9 protein-coding genes, 5 tRNA genes and 3 pseudogenes are annotated in these 17,967 nt (G+C 34.6%); 6 read left to right on the forward strand and 11 right to left on the reverse strand.

Translation table 11 applies throughout. The features are described from left to right. Nucleotides 1-290 precede the first annotated feature (290 nt). From trxB to cydC, 3 genes are read left to right on the forward strand one after another with little or no spacing between them, the layout of a single operon-like run. Nucleotides 291-1,244, forward strand: a complete 954-nt coding sequence (gene trxB / locus GYW75_RS11890) for a thioredoxin-disulfide reductase (RefSeq protein WP_174799477.1) — start codon at nt 291-293, stop codon at nt 1,242-1,244. A gap of 15 nt (nt 1,245-1,259) precedes the next feature. Further along, nucleotides 1,260-2,975, forward strand: a complete 1,716-nt coding sequence (gene cydD / locus GYW75_RS11895) for a heme ABC transporter permease/ATP-binding protein CydD (RefSeq protein WP_174799478.1) — start codon at nt 1,260-1,262, stop codon at nt 2,973-2,975. Then, on the forward strand, nt 2,969-4,600 hold the full coding sequence (gene cydC / locus GYW75_RS11900) for a heme ABC transporter ATP-binding protein/permease CydC (RefSeq protein WP_202983982.1): 1,632 nt from the start codon (nt 2,969-2,971) through the stop codon (nt 4,598-4,600). The genes cydD and cydC overlap by 7 nt, the downstream gene beginning before the upstream one ends. Before the next feature lie 473 nt (nt 4,601-5,073). Here cydC and GYW75_RS11905 read toward each other — a convergent pair. The 7 genes from GYW75_RS11905 to GYW75_RS11935 all read right to left on the reverse strand — a co-directional run bounded on the left by GYW75_RS11905 (nt 5,074) and on the right by GYW75_RS11935 (nt 7,494). Then, a tRNA-Gln gene (locus GYW75_RS11905) sits at nt 5,074-5,148 on the reverse strand. A 26-nt stretch (nt 5,149-5,174) separates the two neighbouring features. After that, nucleotides 5,175-5,256: transfer RNA gene (locus GYW75_RS11910), tRNA-Leu, on the reverse strand. 77 nt (nt 5,257-5,333) lie between these two features. After that, nucleotides 5,334-5,408, reverse strand: a tRNA-Gln gene (locus GYW75_RS11915). A 25-nt stretch (nt 5,409-5,433) separates the two neighbouring features. Then, nucleotides 5,434-5,518: transfer RNA gene (locus GYW75_RS11920), tRNA-Leu, on the reverse strand. A gap of 37 nt (nt 5,519-5,555) precedes the next feature. Beyond that, nucleotides 5,556-5,632: transfer RNA gene (locus GYW75_RS11925), tRNA-Met, on the reverse strand. A gap of 116 nt (nt 5,633-5,748) precedes the next feature. Then, entirely contained in the window at nt 5,749-6,846 is a 1,098-nt protein-coding gene (locus GYW75_RS11930) for a multifunctional CCA addition/repair protein (protein WP_174799479.1), read from the reverse strand. After that, a complete protein-coding gene (locus GYW75_RS11935) occupies nt 6,847-7,494 on the reverse strand; it encodes a TIGR04211 family SH3 domain-containing protein (RefSeq protein ID WP_238786484.1) in 648 nt (215 codons plus the stop codon). 197 nt (nt 7,495-7,691) lie between these two features. On the opposite strand from GYW75_RS11935, the pseudogene GYW75_RS12865 reads away from it, so the two are divergent. Beyond that, a pseudogene (locus GYW75_RS12865) lies at nt 7,692-9,817 on the forward strand (alpha-galactosidase). Between the two features lie 339 nt (nt 9,818-10,156). Continuing rightward, on the forward strand, nt 10,157-11,164 hold the full coding sequence (locus GYW75_RS11950; protein ID WP_174799482.1) for a substrate-binding domain-containing protein: 1,008 nt from the start codon (nt 10,157-10,159) through the stop codon (nt 11,162-11,164). A gap of 101 nt (nt 11,165-11,265) precedes the next feature. On the opposite strand, the pseudogene GYW75_RS11955 reads toward GYW75_RS11950, so the two are convergent. Beyond that, nucleotides 11,266-12,984: pseudogene (locus tag GYW75_RS11955) on the reverse strand (carbohydrate porin). Nucleotides 12,985-13,285: 301 nt separating this feature from the next. Between GYW75_RS11955 and lacZ the strand changes: the two are divergent. Beyond that, nucleotides 13,286-13,654, forward strand: a pseudogene (lacZ, locus tag GYW75_RS11960) (beta-galactosidase); the annotation flags it as partial. A gap of 86 nt (nt 13,655-13,740) precedes the next feature. Here lacZ and recB read toward each other — a convergent pair. The 3 genes from recB to GYW75_RS11975 are packed head-to-tail and all read right to left on the reverse strand — an operon-like array spanning nt 13,741 to nt 17,961. Then, the gene (gene recB, locus GYW75_RS11965; RefSeq protein WP_174799483.1) at nt 13,741-17,217 is read right to left on the reverse strand and encodes an exodeoxyribonuclease V subunit beta; all 3,477 of its coding nucleotides are present in this window, start codon (nt 17,215-17,217) and stop codon (nt 13,741-13,743) included. Beyond that, nucleotides 17,196-17,654 carry a phosphohistidine phosphatase SixA gene (gene sixA, locus GYW75_RS11970; protein WP_174799484.1) on the reverse strand — a complete coding sequence of 153 codons (459 nt, stop codon included), beginning with the start codon at nt 17,652-17,654 and terminating at the stop codon, nt 17,196-17,198. The genes recB and sixA overlap by 22 nt, the downstream gene beginning before the upstream one ends. Before the next feature lie 10 nt (nt 17,655-17,664). Further along, on the reverse strand, nt 17,665-17,961 hold the full coding sequence (locus tag GYW75_RS11975; protein ID WP_065574424.1) for a YfcZ/YiiS family protein: 297 nt from the start codon (nt 17,959-17,961) through the stop codon (nt 17,665-17,667). Nucleotides 17,962-17,967 lie beyond the last annotated feature (6 nt).

A 17,967-nucleotide genomic window follows, 5' to 3' on the forward strand; every position in this document is an offset into this window, starting at 1 on the left:
ATAACGGATATAAGAATAAGAAAATCGCATATTCTAAACAGTAAAAACAAAAACAAAAATTAATGTAGTTTAAATAAAGAATAAATGTATTTAAAATAATTGAAAAGAAAAAGATAAACTTGTAGTTTAATGAAAATTAACGCAATACAAAAAAGCCTATTATGATTACCTATTGCTGCAATAAACAATTCTTTTACATTATAACGATTGATAATGTTAGACTTATTGGCAATAAATTGCGTTAACTTTGTCTAAAATCGTCAAAATTTTAAAATAAGTAAGGATTTAAAATGAAAACCAAACATGCTCGTTTATTAATACTTGGCTCTGGTCCTGCCGGTTACACTGCTGCTGTTTATGCCGCACGAGCTAACCTTTCACCCGTGTTAATTACTGGAATGCAAGAAGGTGGGCAACTAACAACCACAACCGATCTTGAAAACTGGCCAGCCGGTGCTCCTGATTTAACAGGACCAGAATTAATGGTTAAGATGAAAGAACATGCAGAAAGATTTAATACTGAAATTATTTTAGATCAAATTGATCGCGTTGATTTTAGCACAAAACCATTTAAGCTTTATGGTAGCGAAACGCAATACTGTTGTGATGCGCTTATTATTGCAACTGGCGCATCAGCGCAATACCTTGGTTTACCGTCAGAAGAAGCATTCAAAAGTAAAGGTGTGTCGGCTTGTGCTACCTGTGATGGATTTTTCTATCGCAACCAAAAAGTTGCTGTAGTGGGTGGTGGCAATACCGCGGTTGAAGAAACGCTTTATTTAGCCAATATCGCAAGTGAAGTACATTTAATTCACCGTCGAGATACCTTTAGAGCAGAAAAAATCTTAATGGATCGCTTAGAGCAAAAAATTAAAGAAGGTAAAGTTATCCTACATACTCACCGTGTAATTGATGAAGTTTTAGGGGATAACATGGGAGTAACTGGAGTTAGAATCCGTAGCTCACAAGATCCTAATATTACCGAAGAGTTATCGGTTTTAGGCGTGTTTATCGCTATTGGCCACAAACCAAACACCGCTATATTTGAAGGTCAACTTGAACTAAATGGCGGTTATATCAAAGTACAATCAGGCACGCAAGGCAACGCTACTCAAACCAGTGTCGAAGGGATTTTTGCTGCTGGTGATGTAATGGATCATGTCTATCGTCAAGCAATCACTTCAGCAGGTACAGGCTGTATGGCTGCTTTAGATGCAGAACATTATTTGGATAATTTAAAATAAGCAGTAAAGATCTTTATGTCATTAGATAAAAAACGCCAGACCTATCTACTTGGCTGGTTAAAACAGCAAGCAAAAATGCATAAAACTAATTTGCGTGCTTCAATTTTAACCGGATTGGTTTTAACTATATTAGTTATTATTCAATCTGCATTACTCGCTGTAATTTTGCAAAAAATTATTATTGAACAACACTATTTTGTGGATATTCTGCCTTTTTTTGGCGCACTAATTGCAGTGTTACTTGGTCGAGCAGGCTTAATTTATCTACGCGAAAAGATCAACTTTGCCATAGGCAAAAAAGTTCGTCAGCAAATTCGACAGCAATTAATTGATCAACTTGAGTTGCATGGGCCTGCTTATTTAAATCAAAGCACGATCGGCGCATGGAGTACGTTGCTTATTGAACAAGTTGATAAATTGCATGACTTTTTTGCCCGTTATCTTCCCCAAATGCGATTGGCAGGCATGGCACCGATTTTAATCTGCATTGCTATCTTCCCATTTAACTGGGCTGCTGCTACAATTTTGCTTTGCACCGCCCCCCTGATTCCTATTTTTATGATTTTAGTGGGAATGGGAGCCGCTGATATTAATCGTCGTCATTTTAAAGCGCTCGCATATTTAAGCGGTCATTTTTTAGATCGTTTAAAAGGACTCAATACCATTCGATTATTCAACCAAGGCGAAAAACAAACTAACGAAATAGCCATTGCCTCTGAAGATTTTCGTATTAAAACTATGCAAGTGCTCAAAATAGCCTTTTTATCTTCAGCCGTATTGGAGTTTTTTACTTCTATTTCAATCGCCATTGTAGCGGTTTATTTTGGATTTTCGTATTTAGGCGAATTCGATTTTGGTGCATATAATAGAACGGTTACTTTATTTGCTGGTTTTTTTGCGCTAATGTTAGCCCCTGAATACTTTCAACCTTTACGTGATTTGGGCACTTACTATCATGCCAAAGCTGAAGCAATCGCAGCAGCAGATAATATCGAAACTTTTTTAAGTAAAAAAATCGCACCAAAACAAGCCAATGATAATATAACAAACATAAAATTGACTGAGCCATTAAAAACAATTGAAGCAGATAATTTAATTGTATTATCTAACGAACAACAACCTATCGTTGGTCCATTATCGTTTAGCTTGCAAGCACCATTTAAATTAGCTCTAATAGGAACTAGTGGCGAGGGTAAAACTTCGTTAATGCAAGTACTACTCGGCTTTTTACCTTATCAAGGCTCACTAAAGATTAATGGTATTGAATTTAATCAATTAGATATTAATGATTGGCAACTGCAAGTAAGCTGGATTGGTCAAAATCCTTACTTGATTAATGGTACTATCCGTGAAAATATTTTATTGGGTAAACAAAATGCAACCAACCATGAACTGGATAACGTGATAGCCCAAACCCAATTGACCGAAGTTATTGCTAAATTACCACAAGGCATTAAAACCCAAGTTGGCGAAGATGCGGTACGTTTATCAGTTGGACAAGCACAGCGGATCGCCTTAGCCAGAGCAATGCTAAAATCTTGTCAATTATTGATTCTTGATGAACCAACTGCTAGCTTAGATAAACAAACCATCCAAAATTTGGATCAGCAGCACATTGCCCCGAATAGCATTACAATTACTCATCAAACAGATGACATGGAAGATTTTAAACAAATCTGGCAATTGGCTAATGGTAAGCTACACTGTGATATCAAGGGGGATTTATGCTAGCTATATTACGCCCTTATATCGCACTATATAAACACTATTTTGGGCAAATTTTATTGGGATTATTTTTGTCAATTCTTACCCTATTTGCCAGCGTATTTTTGCTATCATTATCAGGGTGGTTTTTGGCTTCTACCGCTTTTGTTGGCGTTGCAGGTTTGTATACTTTCAATTATATGTTGCCTGCTGCTGGTGTTCGTGCTGCGGCAATTATTCGAACCGCCGCTCGCTATATGGAGCGTTTAGTTGATCATAATACTACATTTAAAATCTTAGCTTATTTAAGAACGTTAGCTTTTCGTAAGATTTTGCCCTTAAGTGCCAATCAATTAGCCCACTACCAACGGGCTGACTTGCTTAATCGCTTTATTGTCGATATTGACGCACTTGATCACTTATACCTAAAACTTTTTTCACCTATTGTAACCGCACTTGTTACCATTGTTGTTTTGTTTGTTGGGTTAGCAAATATAAACTTACCTATTGCGTTAATTATTACTATTATCCTTACAACCACCTTACTTGTGGTTCCGGTCATTTTTTATCAAGCAGGAAAACAACTCGGCAAAACACTAGCTAAACAACAAAGTGAATATCGTTTATTATTAATTAATTATCTACAAGGACAAGCTGAACTTATCCTATTTAATGCACAACCACGCTATCGTGCTAAACTTGATGAGCTTGAATCAAACTGGCTTTATAACCAGCAACGTCAATCAACATTAATGGCACTATCAAGCGCATTGATTGTGCTGATTGCTGGTTTTTTAACGTTGCTTGTTCTGTGGCTAATTACCCAATACACCCTATCCCCGTTAGTGGCACTATTTGTATTTGTTAGTCTTGCAAGTGCTGAAATACTCATGCCAATTCCTGGCGCATTTATCTTTTTAGGGCAAGTACTTACTTCTGCCACACGCACAACGGCTATTTTTAATCAAACGCCCGACATTCAATTTGTTTCTAAAGGTAAAGCGATAGATTTAACTACAGCAAAATTAAAATTTGAACAAATTAATTTCAGCTACCCAAATCAACCTTTTGCGATATTAACTGATTTTTCCTTAACGGTTGAACAAGGTGAACATATTGGAATAATTGGTAAAACAGGTTGTGGTAAATCAACTTTATTAAGCCTAGTAAATCGGACTTGGGAGGCAAGCTCCGGCAATATTTATTTTAATGATACCCCAATAAATCAACTGGATGAAAAAACTTTGCGACAAGCCATTGCAATGGTTCCGCAAGTTATTACTATTTTTAGTGAAACTTTACGGCAAAATTTACTCATTGGTAATCCTAATGCAACTGATCAACAGCTTATTGAGGTTCTGCATCAAGTTGAATTGGACAAATTACTAACTACAGAACAAGGTTTAGATATGCTAATTGGACAAGGTGGGCGTACTTTATCTGGCGGTGAAATTCGTCGTATAGGCATTGCAAGAGCATTACTGCATAATTCCCCTTTAATTTTAATGGACGAACCAACAGAAAGCCTTGATCAACGAACAGAACAACAAATTATCCAATTGATAAAGCAGACATGTAAAGGCAAAACACTAATCATGGTTACGCATCGTTTGACTGATAATCCGCTGTTTGATCGAATTATTTCACTTTGATTAATGGTTTAATTTATATGTCATTCATTGCTGATAAAGGGCAATATTAGCTTTCCGTAATTGTAAAAATTCGAAAGTTTTGCTTATAAAAACGTTCAGATAGACTATTGATTTTATTTGATTTTAAATTAGATAGTTATAAGAAAGTAGTTTGAATGTGGTCTCTTTTTGGGGTTAAGTTATGATATTTAAAGTAGTTACACGAAACCTTCCCAAAATTCGAGTAATCTATTAAAAAGACAATCAAAATTTTTCCTTTTTAAATCTAGCTATTTAAATTGACTTAAAAAATAGTATTTCAATATAGTAAATAGCTCAATTTTTCTTGTTTAAATCTACTTTAGTACTCATTACATGTAGGAAAACACAGAGCTGAACTATTTATAAGATGAACTACTATTCTACCGCCATCAAGCTAATAACAAGGGATATCTTCAAATAGTTTTAAATCATAATTAATTGTTTTATTTTATTGGCTGGGGTACCAGGATTCGAACCTGGGCGTGGCGGGATCAAAACCCGCTGCCTTACCGCTTGGCTATACCCCACTATAGAAAGTGAAAATCACTTTTGATACGAGCAGTGAGATTTGAACTCGCACATATTTCCAAGCTAGACCTTGAATCTAGCACATCTACCAATTCCATTATGCTCACATGAAAATAGTGAATAATTAACACATCAAACATTGATATAAATCAAGAATGAAATACCAAAATTATGCATATTGGAATGGCTGGGGTACCAGGATTCGAACCTGGGCGTGGCGGGATCAAAACCCGCTGCCTTACCGCTTGGCTATACCCCAATAAAGGATAGATATTAAGATAAAATGGTGCGGGTGGAGAGACTTGAACTCACACGCCTTGCGGCGCCAGAACCTAAATCTGGTGCGTCTACCAATTTCGCCACACCCGCACTGAACACTTTCGGTAAAAGTACTACCTAATCCTAATGGTGGCTACGACGGGATTCGAACCTGTGACCCCATCATTATGAGTGATGTGCTCTAACCAGCTGAGCTACGTAGCCATTCATTCGCAACGTCGTAACCAACACTGCGAGGCGCATTATGCTAGGGTTACGCCAAATCGTCAACTATTTTTTTAAGATATTTTGAAAAAAAATGACGATTGATTAAGATGCAATCAAATCCAGTTTAATAACGCTTCGATTCGCCTTTTTTGTAACTCAAAATGAATTTGTTTTCCTGTATAACCATCAGAAATAATTTGCTGCACATTGATGCCATTGGCGATTTTATAAGCTTCTTTTATATAATTTGCTTGTGCAAACGATGTTGTTTTAGTAAAAGCTTGGCTTGCAATAATTAATTGTTCAAGGTGCGAAGGGTTGCGCCATACATCAATGCTATTTAGCAAAGAAATAATTTGTTCAGCTGTCAGGGTTTGCACTTGTTCAAGATTATTTCGATTCTGCTGAACCATGACGGCAACTTTAGTATAGTTGTTAGGTACTTTAATTTTTGCACATAATGCTTCGACCGCTAATTTATTAGATAACTGTGCACACAGTACAGCAAAACGGATTGTTAAATCATTAGTTAATATAGCAGATTTTTTTAGTGCATCACTAATAGTGTCTGTTAAGTCTAATGATGAAAATAATAATGGAAGCGCTCCACATTGTTCTAGTACTTGAAAATAGATCTGTGGATTTGATGTCAACAATGCTTTTTCAGTTTCTTTCCACACACGTTCTGGTGTTAAGTAACTAACCTCACCGGCTAATACCATTTGTTTCATTAGATCTAGAGTTTGAGGAGCTACAGTAAAACCGAATTGATGAAAACGAGCTGCAAAACGAGCTACGCGCAAAATACGTAGAGGATCTTCTCGGAAGGCTGGCGATACATGGCGTAAGATTTTATGTTTGATGTCATCAACGCCATGATATGGATCAATTATATTGCCATCTTCGTCCATTGCAATGGCGTTAATGGTTAAATCACGGCGAATCAGATCTTGTTCTAATGTAATCTCTTTACCAAAATCACAGATAAATCCAGTATAACCTCTACCGGATTTACGCTCAGTGCGAGCCAACGCATATTCTTCTTTCGTATGAGGGTGTAAAAAAACTGGAAAGTCTTTACCGACTTGTTGATAACCTAATGCTAAAAGCTCGTCTGGCGTAGCGCCAACAACAACCCAGTCATGATCAGCAACAGGTTGGTGCAACAATTTATCGCGCACACTCCCTCCTACAAGATAGATTTTACTCATCTATCTCATCCAACGATCTTTTTTGCGTCGGTTTGGTATAATTCTTGGTAATATAAGCCCTAAAATAAGACCGCCTCCAGCAACAAGACCACCATAGGTAAACCAAGTTACAATAAGGTCACGGCGTTTATCATCAACTTGATTTAGCATTGATTCAATTCGTGAATTTTGCTCCTTAACTTGTTGTTCTAGTGCTTCATTTTTATTTTGAAGTGTTTCTATAGATTTTTCAGCCGTCTGCAACTTTTGGATATAGTCACTTAACAATTTTTGTTGATTTGCCTCAGCATTATCAACTTTATCTTGATATTCTGCTAGTTTTGCTTCTAGCACTGGAAAGCGTTCTTTATAACTAGGTTGTTCATTTAGTTTGCTTGTTTCAATCCAAGCGGTGCTACCATTATTAAGTTGAATGCGAGTAAATTTGCCATCTGCACTTTTTTCAAGCTCAACAACTTTTTCTCCAGCTTTAACTGCATTAGAATACGCATATTGCGAACCAGGACCTCTACGCAAATAAATATCGACATTATCAGTCACATATTTGTCTATAGCGTAACCATTAAAAGAAATCGCAAAAAACGAAAGTAGTGCAATAATATTCTGTTTTTTCATATATTTCCAATAAGCATCTATAAATAGTTTCATGATAACATAAAATAATAGCAAGTCGCATATTCATTTTATAATAAATAGTTTTAAAAACTAAAATAAATATAACCTTCAATAATGAAATCGTTTACATTTTTGTGAAATCTTAATCACAAAATATGAAATTAAAAATATTATTTTATATAAATAGCTATTATTTTATATAAGTGAAATATTACAAACTTGGAGCCATTATGAATTATCGTCTTAGCAATAATAATATAGATATCCTTTTTCGCACTGAACCGTATGCCGAATTGTGTTATTTTGGTAAACGATTACAAAACTTTCAACCTGAAATGATTGACATGCTTTACCCTGCTGTACCCTGCTGTACCTAATTCTCGTATAGATGTCAACGTTCCATTTACTCTATGCCCAGAAGAAGGTTTAGGTAATTTTAGCACACCTGGACTTGAAGGACACCGAAATAGTAAAGATTGGTCTCCCGTTTTTACAACTAAAGAAGTTAATAAAACTGACAATAGCATTACCATTATTAGTGAAGATAACATTGCTAAACTTCGTTTAACCAGTTTTTTTATTTTAGATAAAAGTAGTGTATTGCAGTGTCAAAATACTTTAACCAATTTAGGTGATGAACCATATCAAGTTAATCGTTTTTCTATTACGTTACCTATCCCTGAACGGGCACAAGAATTAATGGCTTTTAGTGGTCGTTGGATTAAAGAATTTTTCCCTCATCGAACTAAAATATCACATTGTGGTTATTTACAAGAAAATCGACGAGGACGAACATCACACGAATATTTCCCTGGGATGATGGTTGGTACCGAAGGTTTTAAAGAACAAACTGGCGAAGTTTGGGGGATCCACTTGGGATGGAGTGGTAATCATCGCATTCAAGTTGCAGTTAAAAGTAACGGTAAACGTTTTATTCAAGCTGAAGCTCTGTATTATGCAGGAGAAATATCACTAGCTAAAGGTGAATCTTTAAGTACGCCTTGGTTATATGCTACCTATAGCGATGAAGGCTTAAATAAAATGAGTCAACATTTCCACCAGTTTCTACGCAGTAATATTATTAAATTCACCAAAAATAAAGCTCGTCCTGTTCATCTTAATACGTGGGAAGGTATCTTTTTTGACCATAATCCTGATTACATTATGAAAATGGCGACTAATGCGGCTCAAATTGGTGTTGAACGCTTTATCATTGATGACGGTTGGTTTGGTAAACGTGATGATGATTACCAAGGATTAGGTGATTGGTATTTAGATTAGCGAAAATATCCAATGGTTTAGAACCAGTTATTAAACATGTTAAAGATCTTGGTATGGAGTTTGGTATTTGGGTTGAGCCAGAAATGATTAATAAAAACTCAGATCTTTATCGTGCCCATCCAGATTGGTTACTTGAACTACCTGGTTATCAACAACCAGAAGGTCGCCATCAGTATTTACTTGATTTACAAAACCCAGCTGTTTTTGAATATCTACTTGAAAGACTAACTTGGTTACTCAGTAGTTATGACGTTGATTATATAAAATGGGATATGAATCGTGAAATTGTTCAACCTGGTCATGAAGGTAATCCTGCTATTGTTGGTCAAACTAAAGCACTTTACCGATTGCTTGATATTTTGCAAGAAAAATTCCCTACCGTTGAAATAGAATCTTGTTCATCAGGTGGAGGTCGAATTGATTATGAGATTTTAAAGCGTACACAACGTTTTGGACTTCAGATTCTAACGATGCATTAGATAGACAAATAATTCAACGCGGAATGAGTTATTTCTTCCCTCCTGAAGTGATGGGTGCTCATATTGGCGGTGCATTATGTCATACTACATTCCGTGAGCTACATATGAATTTACGCGGTCTAACTGCTTTATTTGGTCATATGGGAGTTGAACTCGATCCAGTAAAAGTATCTGAGCAAGAACAGAACGGTTTTGCATATTATATTAATTTACATAAACAATTGCGTCCTTTATTACATAGCGGTAACTTTGTAAGATTGGATGTTGATGATAACCCTGCTATGCAAAGTTATGGTGTTGTTAGCCAAGACCAAAAAGAAGCTGTGTTTATTATTGCTCAACTAACATTACCAACCTATGCGTTAAGCGGTAATTTACGATTGACAGGTTTGTTGGCCGATAAACAATACCAAATTGAAGTGCTAGATATGCCTGATAACATTGATCCTAAAATAAATGGTCATGTTATGAAAGCATTACCTCAATGGATGAAGAACAAAACGACTCTATCTGGTGATTGGTTAATGGATGTCGGATTACCTTTACCAGTACTTGACCCAGCAACGGCTATGTTAATAAAAGTAACCGCTAAATAATATTATTGATACTTTTAAATTAATTATTTAGCGACTATCAGGGGATTTGCTAATTGCTGTCCCCTTAATATTTAGTCTTTAATGAAACAATTCTAGTTTTTAATTCGCCAATAATATCATTGGCAAAGTTTTTATTTTACCTTATTATGATCAATTAATTCAGTCATATATCAAGAGTATTGCAAATAAATTAACTTCAAGACAGTAAAAAAGATAACCCTTTCACTTTCAGTACTTTTTGTCTTATATTATTGTTAATCTACAGAACTCTATATTGATAAGCATTAAATATTATAATTATCGATATTTTATGGATAGTAATTAATTAAAAGGTTTTTTATGGCGACAATAAAAGATGTTGCGCGTTTAGCTAAAGTTTCAGTTGCAACTGTATCTCGCGTAATTAATAACGCAAATAACGTTCGAGATAATACAAGAGATACCGTAAAAGAAGCTATGCAAAAATTAAACTACTATCCTGATGCTAATGCACGCGCTTTGTCACAACAAAATTCGAATACTATTGGTATTGTTGTAGCTGATGTATCGGATCCATTTTTTGGTGCCATGGTTAGTACCGTTGAAAAAGTTGCCTCACGAACAGGTCATTTTTTGTTGATCGGTAATGGCTATCATAATGAGCAACAAGAATATAATGCAATTACTCAATTAATTGAACATCGCTGTTCGTCGTTAGTTGTACATGCCAAAATGCTCTCTGATAGCGATCTAGAAAAATTGATGCAACAAGTACCCGGTATGGTTCTAATTAATCGTATCGTAAAAGGATTTGAAAAACGCTGTATTGCTCTTGATAACCGTTACGGCTCTTATCTTGCAGTCAAACATTTAATTCAACATGGGCATACTAAAATTGGTTATTTATGTTCAAATCATAATATTTCTGACTCATCTGATCGTTTACAAGGATATAAAGACGCATTGTTAGAACATGGTATTGATGTTAATGAGAATCTGATTGCAATTGGTTTACCAAATGAAATAGGTGGCGAACAAGCAATGATGTCATTACTTGAACGTAACTGTCATATCTCTGCAATTGCTTGTTATAACGATTCAATGGCCGCCGGTGCAATGTCTGTGCTTTACGATAATGATATTAAAATTCCAAACGATATTTCGATCATTGGTTTTGATGATCTTATTTTATCACGTTATTTACATCCAAAATTAACTACCATTCGTTATCCTTTACAGACAATGGCTGAACAAGCTGCTGAATTAGCACTAAAACTTGCAAAAGGAGAAAGTATTCCAACAAATTTGATTAACGTCTATATACCAACCTTAACTAAACGTTATTCAGTAGCTTTTATCAATAGTTAAAAATAAAGTAGCTATACATCAACAAAGTTTACATTTTTCATCTGAACCATATATTTTACATCTATAATATAGTTCAGATGATAAGTCTTATTTTATATCACTTAGAACCAAACTTCTGTTTGTACACCAAAACTAATTTGATGATCTTTACCATTAAAATCAAATTTACTAATATCATTTTGTAGTGCTTCTATATAAGAAACATAAAAACGAATATCAGGTCGTGAAGATAAAATACTTTTTCCGACTTTAAATGAATGGTAAAGTGTTGTTTTATATCCTTCTTCGACATAAGTTTTACTTTTAACTTTGTCTTTCTGACGAAAGTAACCTAGTTCAACACCGCTTTAATTATAAGTATCCCAGATATAAGCTGGTCTTATTGCTGATTTAAAACTTGTAAAATCGGTATGTGGAAGATTAAGATCATAAGAATAAACATCATTTCCTGAAGTTAAAGCCAAAGCATGAGCAACAATGATATTATCGCTTAAATAAGCTTCACCTTCCGATACAAAACGATAAGCTTTACCACCAGTATGTGTACCTATATAGTCATTATCCGAATTACTGGCAAACTCTGGGTTATTAGTATTAATGTTAGCCAGCTGTGATGCAACAGAATTGGTTGCTGTCTGTAATGTAAACTGATTAAATCCGCCAAAAAATTCATTTTGACGCAAAACAAGGCTACCAAGCCAAGCATTTTTAACAGATATACTATTTTGAATTTTAGATTTATTTGGTGCTGAATAACGAACATTCAAACCAAGCGTTGCATTTTGCCATAATGGGATATCACGATAGCGAATTTCTAGTTCGTTTAAATCAACTTCTTCCTTTTTATATTGTTCAATTTTATTTACTTTACTATCATCAGCACTAATTATTTCTTTTTTATTTTTCACATTTACATCTGCTCTAACTAATGATAAATCAAGAGCACCAACACCGACTTTAAGATTTTCAATACCAATACCTCCACCTGCTGGCGTTTTTTGTGTTTTCCAATCAAGCATTTGTATTTCATTATAAGGCAAAGAATGTTTACCCACCCATAATTTCGCATCAGGAAAACGTGGCACAAATCCTTTTGTTTCTAAATATATATCTGAAAATTGCATAATATTGTCATCTTGCGTATTAAATAAACCCGCAGCTTTATTTGTTGCCACGTTTCCATCAATCATAACAATTGCATCAACTCGCCTTCCATCTTGATCATAGACTTTTTGCTTAAAGATAAGATCATACCAACCACCATATTCATTACCAAATCGACCTAATGCACCTTCAGCATAATTTTTAGGTTTACCATTGCTTGAAGTTGACCAACCACCACGGAAGTAACCATTATAAGAAAATCCTATTTCTTCTTTAATATAATCTTTAAATTCAGCTAAAGTAAATGAAGTCTTTTCTGGATGATTGCTGTCTTGCATAGTATCGGTTTTTGGTGTACTAACTAGTAAAATTTGATTATTATTTGCTTGTACAGGATTAAATGGAGCCTGTTGCTTTGTAATTGCTACATTTTGATTATTTTTAAGCACTTTTTTCTGATTATTTATAATAATTTGTTGTTTTTGAAGATGATTATTTAATTTAGCAAGTTGCTTATTAGAATCAATCACTTGCTTTTTCAAATCATTAGACTCTTGACTAAGAACTAATAACTTTTGCTCTAATAACGCAATTCTTGCTTCTAGCTCATCTTGAGTTGCTGCCATCGCATTGGGTAAATAACACAAACCTAGCATAGTCATTAAAACAACTCGTTTTGGTTTGATTTTATATACTATTTTTTTTGAAAATTTCATTTCTCCCCTCCCCTAAACTTATTATTAAAAAATATTTAAAAATCTTTTAAATTTGAGACAAAAAAAAACCTAAAAAATAGTCATAACTATTCTTTAGGTTTTGCCCGCTATAAATCGGTAACAATCCAATACCTTTTACTAGGTAGTTTAAATATAACCAATAAGAGCGACTATTCAAAAACTAAACACTAATATTGTGATAGATATCACATTAAAAATTATCATTTTATATACAGTATTAATCGGTTTATGTTATCAAATGAAACAGATTCCTAAAAAAGTAAAATGACTTGGCTTAGGACCTCATGAAAATTATCCTGACCGAAAAACATCAGCTATTTTTGGTGATTGGTCGTTACCTTTTGCAGAACTTTATACACCTTATATTTATCCATGTGAAAATGGGTTACGTTGCGAGGTTAAAAGATTGCAACTTAATGAGATGATCATAACTGGACATCAGTTTAAATTTAACGTTAATCAATATGGGACAGAGCAATTAATAGAAAAAACTCATCGTCATTTATTGGAACCTAGGTCATGCGATTATATAAGTATTGATGCTTATCATATGGGAATTGGTGGAGATGATTCTTGGACACCAAATGTACATCATGAATTTTTACTGACAGATAAACACCATAGCTATCAGCTTATGTTTAAATGTTAAATAGGCCATCTAAAAATAAGGCACCGTTTTGGGTGCCTTATTTTTATTCAATTGTATTTTTCGATATGGTTATTTCTTAATAATTGTTATATTCCATTTAACATTTCACCATCAAACAGCTTATCAAGTTCTTCGATAAATTCTTGCTGAGGTCGGTGATAAAAGATGCCTTGCTCGGGCATTCCTCGTAAAAAGAGATAATATACCCCTCCAAAATGCGTTTGGTATTGGTAATTAGACAAACGTCCTTTTAAAAAACGATGCAATGCTAAACAGTAAAGTTGATATTGTAGGTCATAGCGATGATCGCACATCACTTTTTCAAGTGCTTCTTGGCTATAAGCATCAACACATTCACCTAACCAATTAGATTTATAATCAACCACATAATATTTCCCTTCAAATTTGAAGACTAAATCGATAAAGCCTCTTAGCATACCTTGTACCGACTCAAAATCTAATTCGGGACATAATCTTGATAAATGATCATATTGTTTACACAAACTATCTAATTGCTGACTAGTGACTGTTTTGCGTATAGGGAGATAGAATTGCAATTCGTTAATATGTTGCCCCATTAACACTTGCGATAATATTAAATTTGGATCATGCAGTTTTGTAGTCAATATCTGTTGCATCCAATTTGTTACTACGCTATTCCACTCTGTTTCTAAATTGAGCTTTTTTACCATCTGATTACATAATTCAACAAGATTATCTGATGTGATATCTTCCATAATGCTGTGCATTAATGTACCAACATATGCTCCTTTAGGAAAATGGTGGATATCATATAGTGTGTCGTTTGATTGTACTCTATCGGATTCGTATGGGGATTCGTCCCAGTCATTAATAAGATCAGGCTTATAAGCCAATACATTATGATTATGCCTTTGTAATTCAGTATAACTTGTAACCCGCCAACTGTTTGAAATATTACGCGAAAATACGTTAGCCGATAATGATTGGTCTGGCAAAATTGCCGGAATATACTGTTCGCTCTCTATTGGTAATTGGACATCAATTAAATTAGCTATATTGGCAATTGATCTTAATTCACTTTTTAATAAATGATTAATAGCCGATTGGCTTTTTTTCAATGAAGCAAGTCCAATACTACAATGATAAACCGAGCGAGTCATTGCAACATATAATAGCCGCAAATCTTCAGCAAGTCGCTCTTTCTCTATCTGCTCTTTAATCTCATCAGACAGTAACCATGCATAAGTTGGCTGATAGTCATTATCTTTATCATGATAAAATTGGCTATCGGATGCACGATATATTGAAATAAATGGTAACCAAACAATCGGAAACTCTAATCCCTTTGATTTATGAATAGTAATAATCTTGACAAGGTTTTCATCACTTTCAAGGCGTTGTTGATGATTTTCTAAATTTGGATCTGGGTTAACAATTTGTTTTGTCAACCACCGAATTAAGGCGTGTGGACCATCTAACTCATTTGATGTTTCTTGAAGTAATTCGCCTAAATGCATTAAGTTAGTTAATGTTCGTTCACCACCTTGGCGAGCTAAGATGTTTTCAGCTAGATGCCGTTTTTTCATCATTCGGCGTAACATAACCAATACACCATAATATTGCCAAATTGCTTGATATTGTTTGAATTCTTCGACCAAACTTTCCCATTTATCTTGATCGTCAGTGATTTGTTCAAGGTCTGTCATGGTTTGACCTAATAGCGATGTCATTAATGCTAGCTTGAGCATTGTTTCGTTTTCTGGCATTAAAACAGCTTGCAATAGGCTCAATACATCTTTTGCTTCATTTGAAGAAAACACACTACTATTGTTTGACAAGTAGACACTCTTAACACCGCAATGAGTCAATTTTTGTTGAATAAGTTCGGCTTCACGTCCATTACGCACTAAGATCGCAATATCTGCTGTAGTCACAGGACGTTGTTCGTTTTCGCTATCAATTAACATTGATGAATTAGACAGTAAAGTCACTATTTGGGTAGCACAACAACTAGCCATGTGTTCTTGATAATCAGAATTTGTTGCAATATCATCAGGTAGTAAGTAAGCAGCTAATGCCGATACTTCTTGGTTGTTAATTTGTAAAGACTTTTGCTGATTCCGTTTTGCCGCTTCCATGGGTAAAAAAGGAATATCATTAAATATAAATGGATTATCGCAATTAGAAAATAATTGGTTAACAGCTTTGACCATCGAAGCAGATGAACGATGGTTTACATCCATGGTAAAAGAATTTTCCCCTGTCGATTGTTTAGCTTTTAAGTAAGTGAATATATCTGCACCTCGAAAGCTGTAAATTGCTTGTTTTGGATCACCAATAAATAATAGACCTCGATCTAACTTGTTCCTGTCATAAATACGATCAAAAATTTGATACTGAGCAGGATCGGTATCCTGGAACTCATCAATTAAAGCAACACAATATTTTGAGGCTATACTTTGCGCCAATCGATCACCTGCTTTTGCTTTTAATGCACGATTTAGTTGCCAAATAAGATCGTCAAAGCTCATCTCGCCATTTTTGAGTTTTTCGTTATAGATCCCTTTCTGAATTACACTGACAATATCCATTAAGATTTGGTTTCGTAGATCAAAAGGTTGTTTATATAGATCGTCAATTTGTTCAAAAAACGAATGACATGGAACACTTTTTCCTTCTTTCGTCTTTTCGATTAAAACTGATTGCTTAAATTTTTCAAGTTCGTTGGGTAATTCAAATGTTCGAGTTTTGCTGTTAGCCCATGCCGATACTTTAATTACCCAATTGGGTAGATTTCGACTACTATATGATTGTTTGCTGACACCTGATTGTATAATGATTTCAACTAATTTTTCAGACAAAGCTAACCAAGATTTTTTAATATTTTCAATTTTTTCATAACTTTGTTGGTGAAACAACTTTATTGTTGGACTTATATCTAGGTTTACCTTGCCAGCATTGTTGAAATCTAACCCTAAATAAGGGGTGATGTCTTTTAGCAATGCCGTTGGATCTTGCCATGTAGCAAGCACTAAATAAGCAAGTGGTTTATCAAGCGGTGTAAAATAGTGACGCCAAAAATCTTGAGTTACTCTTAATTTTAACTCATATTCATCAGAGATTAGCTTTTGCTCAAATAAAACACCCGATTCAAATGCATGGCTAGTTAGTATTCGTTGGCAAAAACTATGTATAGTATAAATAGCCGTATCATCCATTGACTGTTGAGCAATAGTAAGTTGCTGTACTGCAAATTTTCTATCATCAATTAATTCAATGAGTTGTTGATAAATAGGATCTTTATGATGTCCTTGTAATAGCCCTATTCGCAGTTCTTGAATATTTTGCCTTATCCGCGATCGAAGTTCTTGAGTTGCCGCTTTGGTAAAAGTCACAACCAGAATTTCGTTAACATTTAAAGGCCTTGGGTAACTATTTTGACCAATGCCCAATAATAATCTTAAGTAAATAAAGGCAAGAGAATAAGTTTTACCAGTTCCAGCCGATGCTTCAATTAAAGTTCGACCAGTTAGAGGTAAATCAAAAAGATTAAGTTTTTTTACTCCGCTTGATGAAACCATTCAAGATTTCCTGCAGAGTTTGGTAATAAACTAATACAAGCAATTGCGGCAGTAGAAAACATAGGAGGAGCAACTTGCGGACATAGTTCATTAACTAAATATCCCACCAATGGCAAATGAGATACAATAATCACATTTTCAACCCCATCATTTAACAATATTGCTAATATGTCAGCAATATGAGATGGGCTACCGCCAGGCACTAAAAATTGATTAGTTTCAACTTTTGCAACACTAACGTGTGATGATAATTCTGTTAATGTTTGTTGAGCTCGTAAATAAGGGCTAACCAAACCAATTTCAAATTGAAAATTTTGCTGTTTAAGCCATTTTCCAGCTTGATTTGACTGATTAATGCCATAATTTGTTAATGTTCTACTGGAATCTGATGAAGCAGAAAACCCTGCTTCACCATGTCTCATAATACAAACTTTCATCAATATTCAATTAACGTAATTTTAATTGGAAAATCATGCATTCTGCACCACAACAAAAGGTAAATTTTGCTGATAATTTAAAGCCATCGCTTATTTTATCAATATTGCTATTAATTTCACACGGATCTGTTGCGACATCATTTGCTGCTTGGGTTAAAGATGCTAACTTAGCTTGAGCTTCTGATTCTGTCGCAAAGATGTGTTCATACTCAGCGCTACAGTCTTCGTTATCAATTATTGTACCAACATCCACACAACAACATGCTGGAGTTTCGTTTGCTTTGCATTTGTTTAAAGAATCTGCCATGCTTAC

This window comes from Gilliamella sp. ESL0232 (genome assembly GCF_013346885.1).
In the GTDB taxonomy this organism is placed as follows: domain Bacteria; phylum Pseudomonadota; class Gammaproteobacteria; order Enterobacterales; family Orbaceae; genus Gilliamella; species Gilliamella bombi.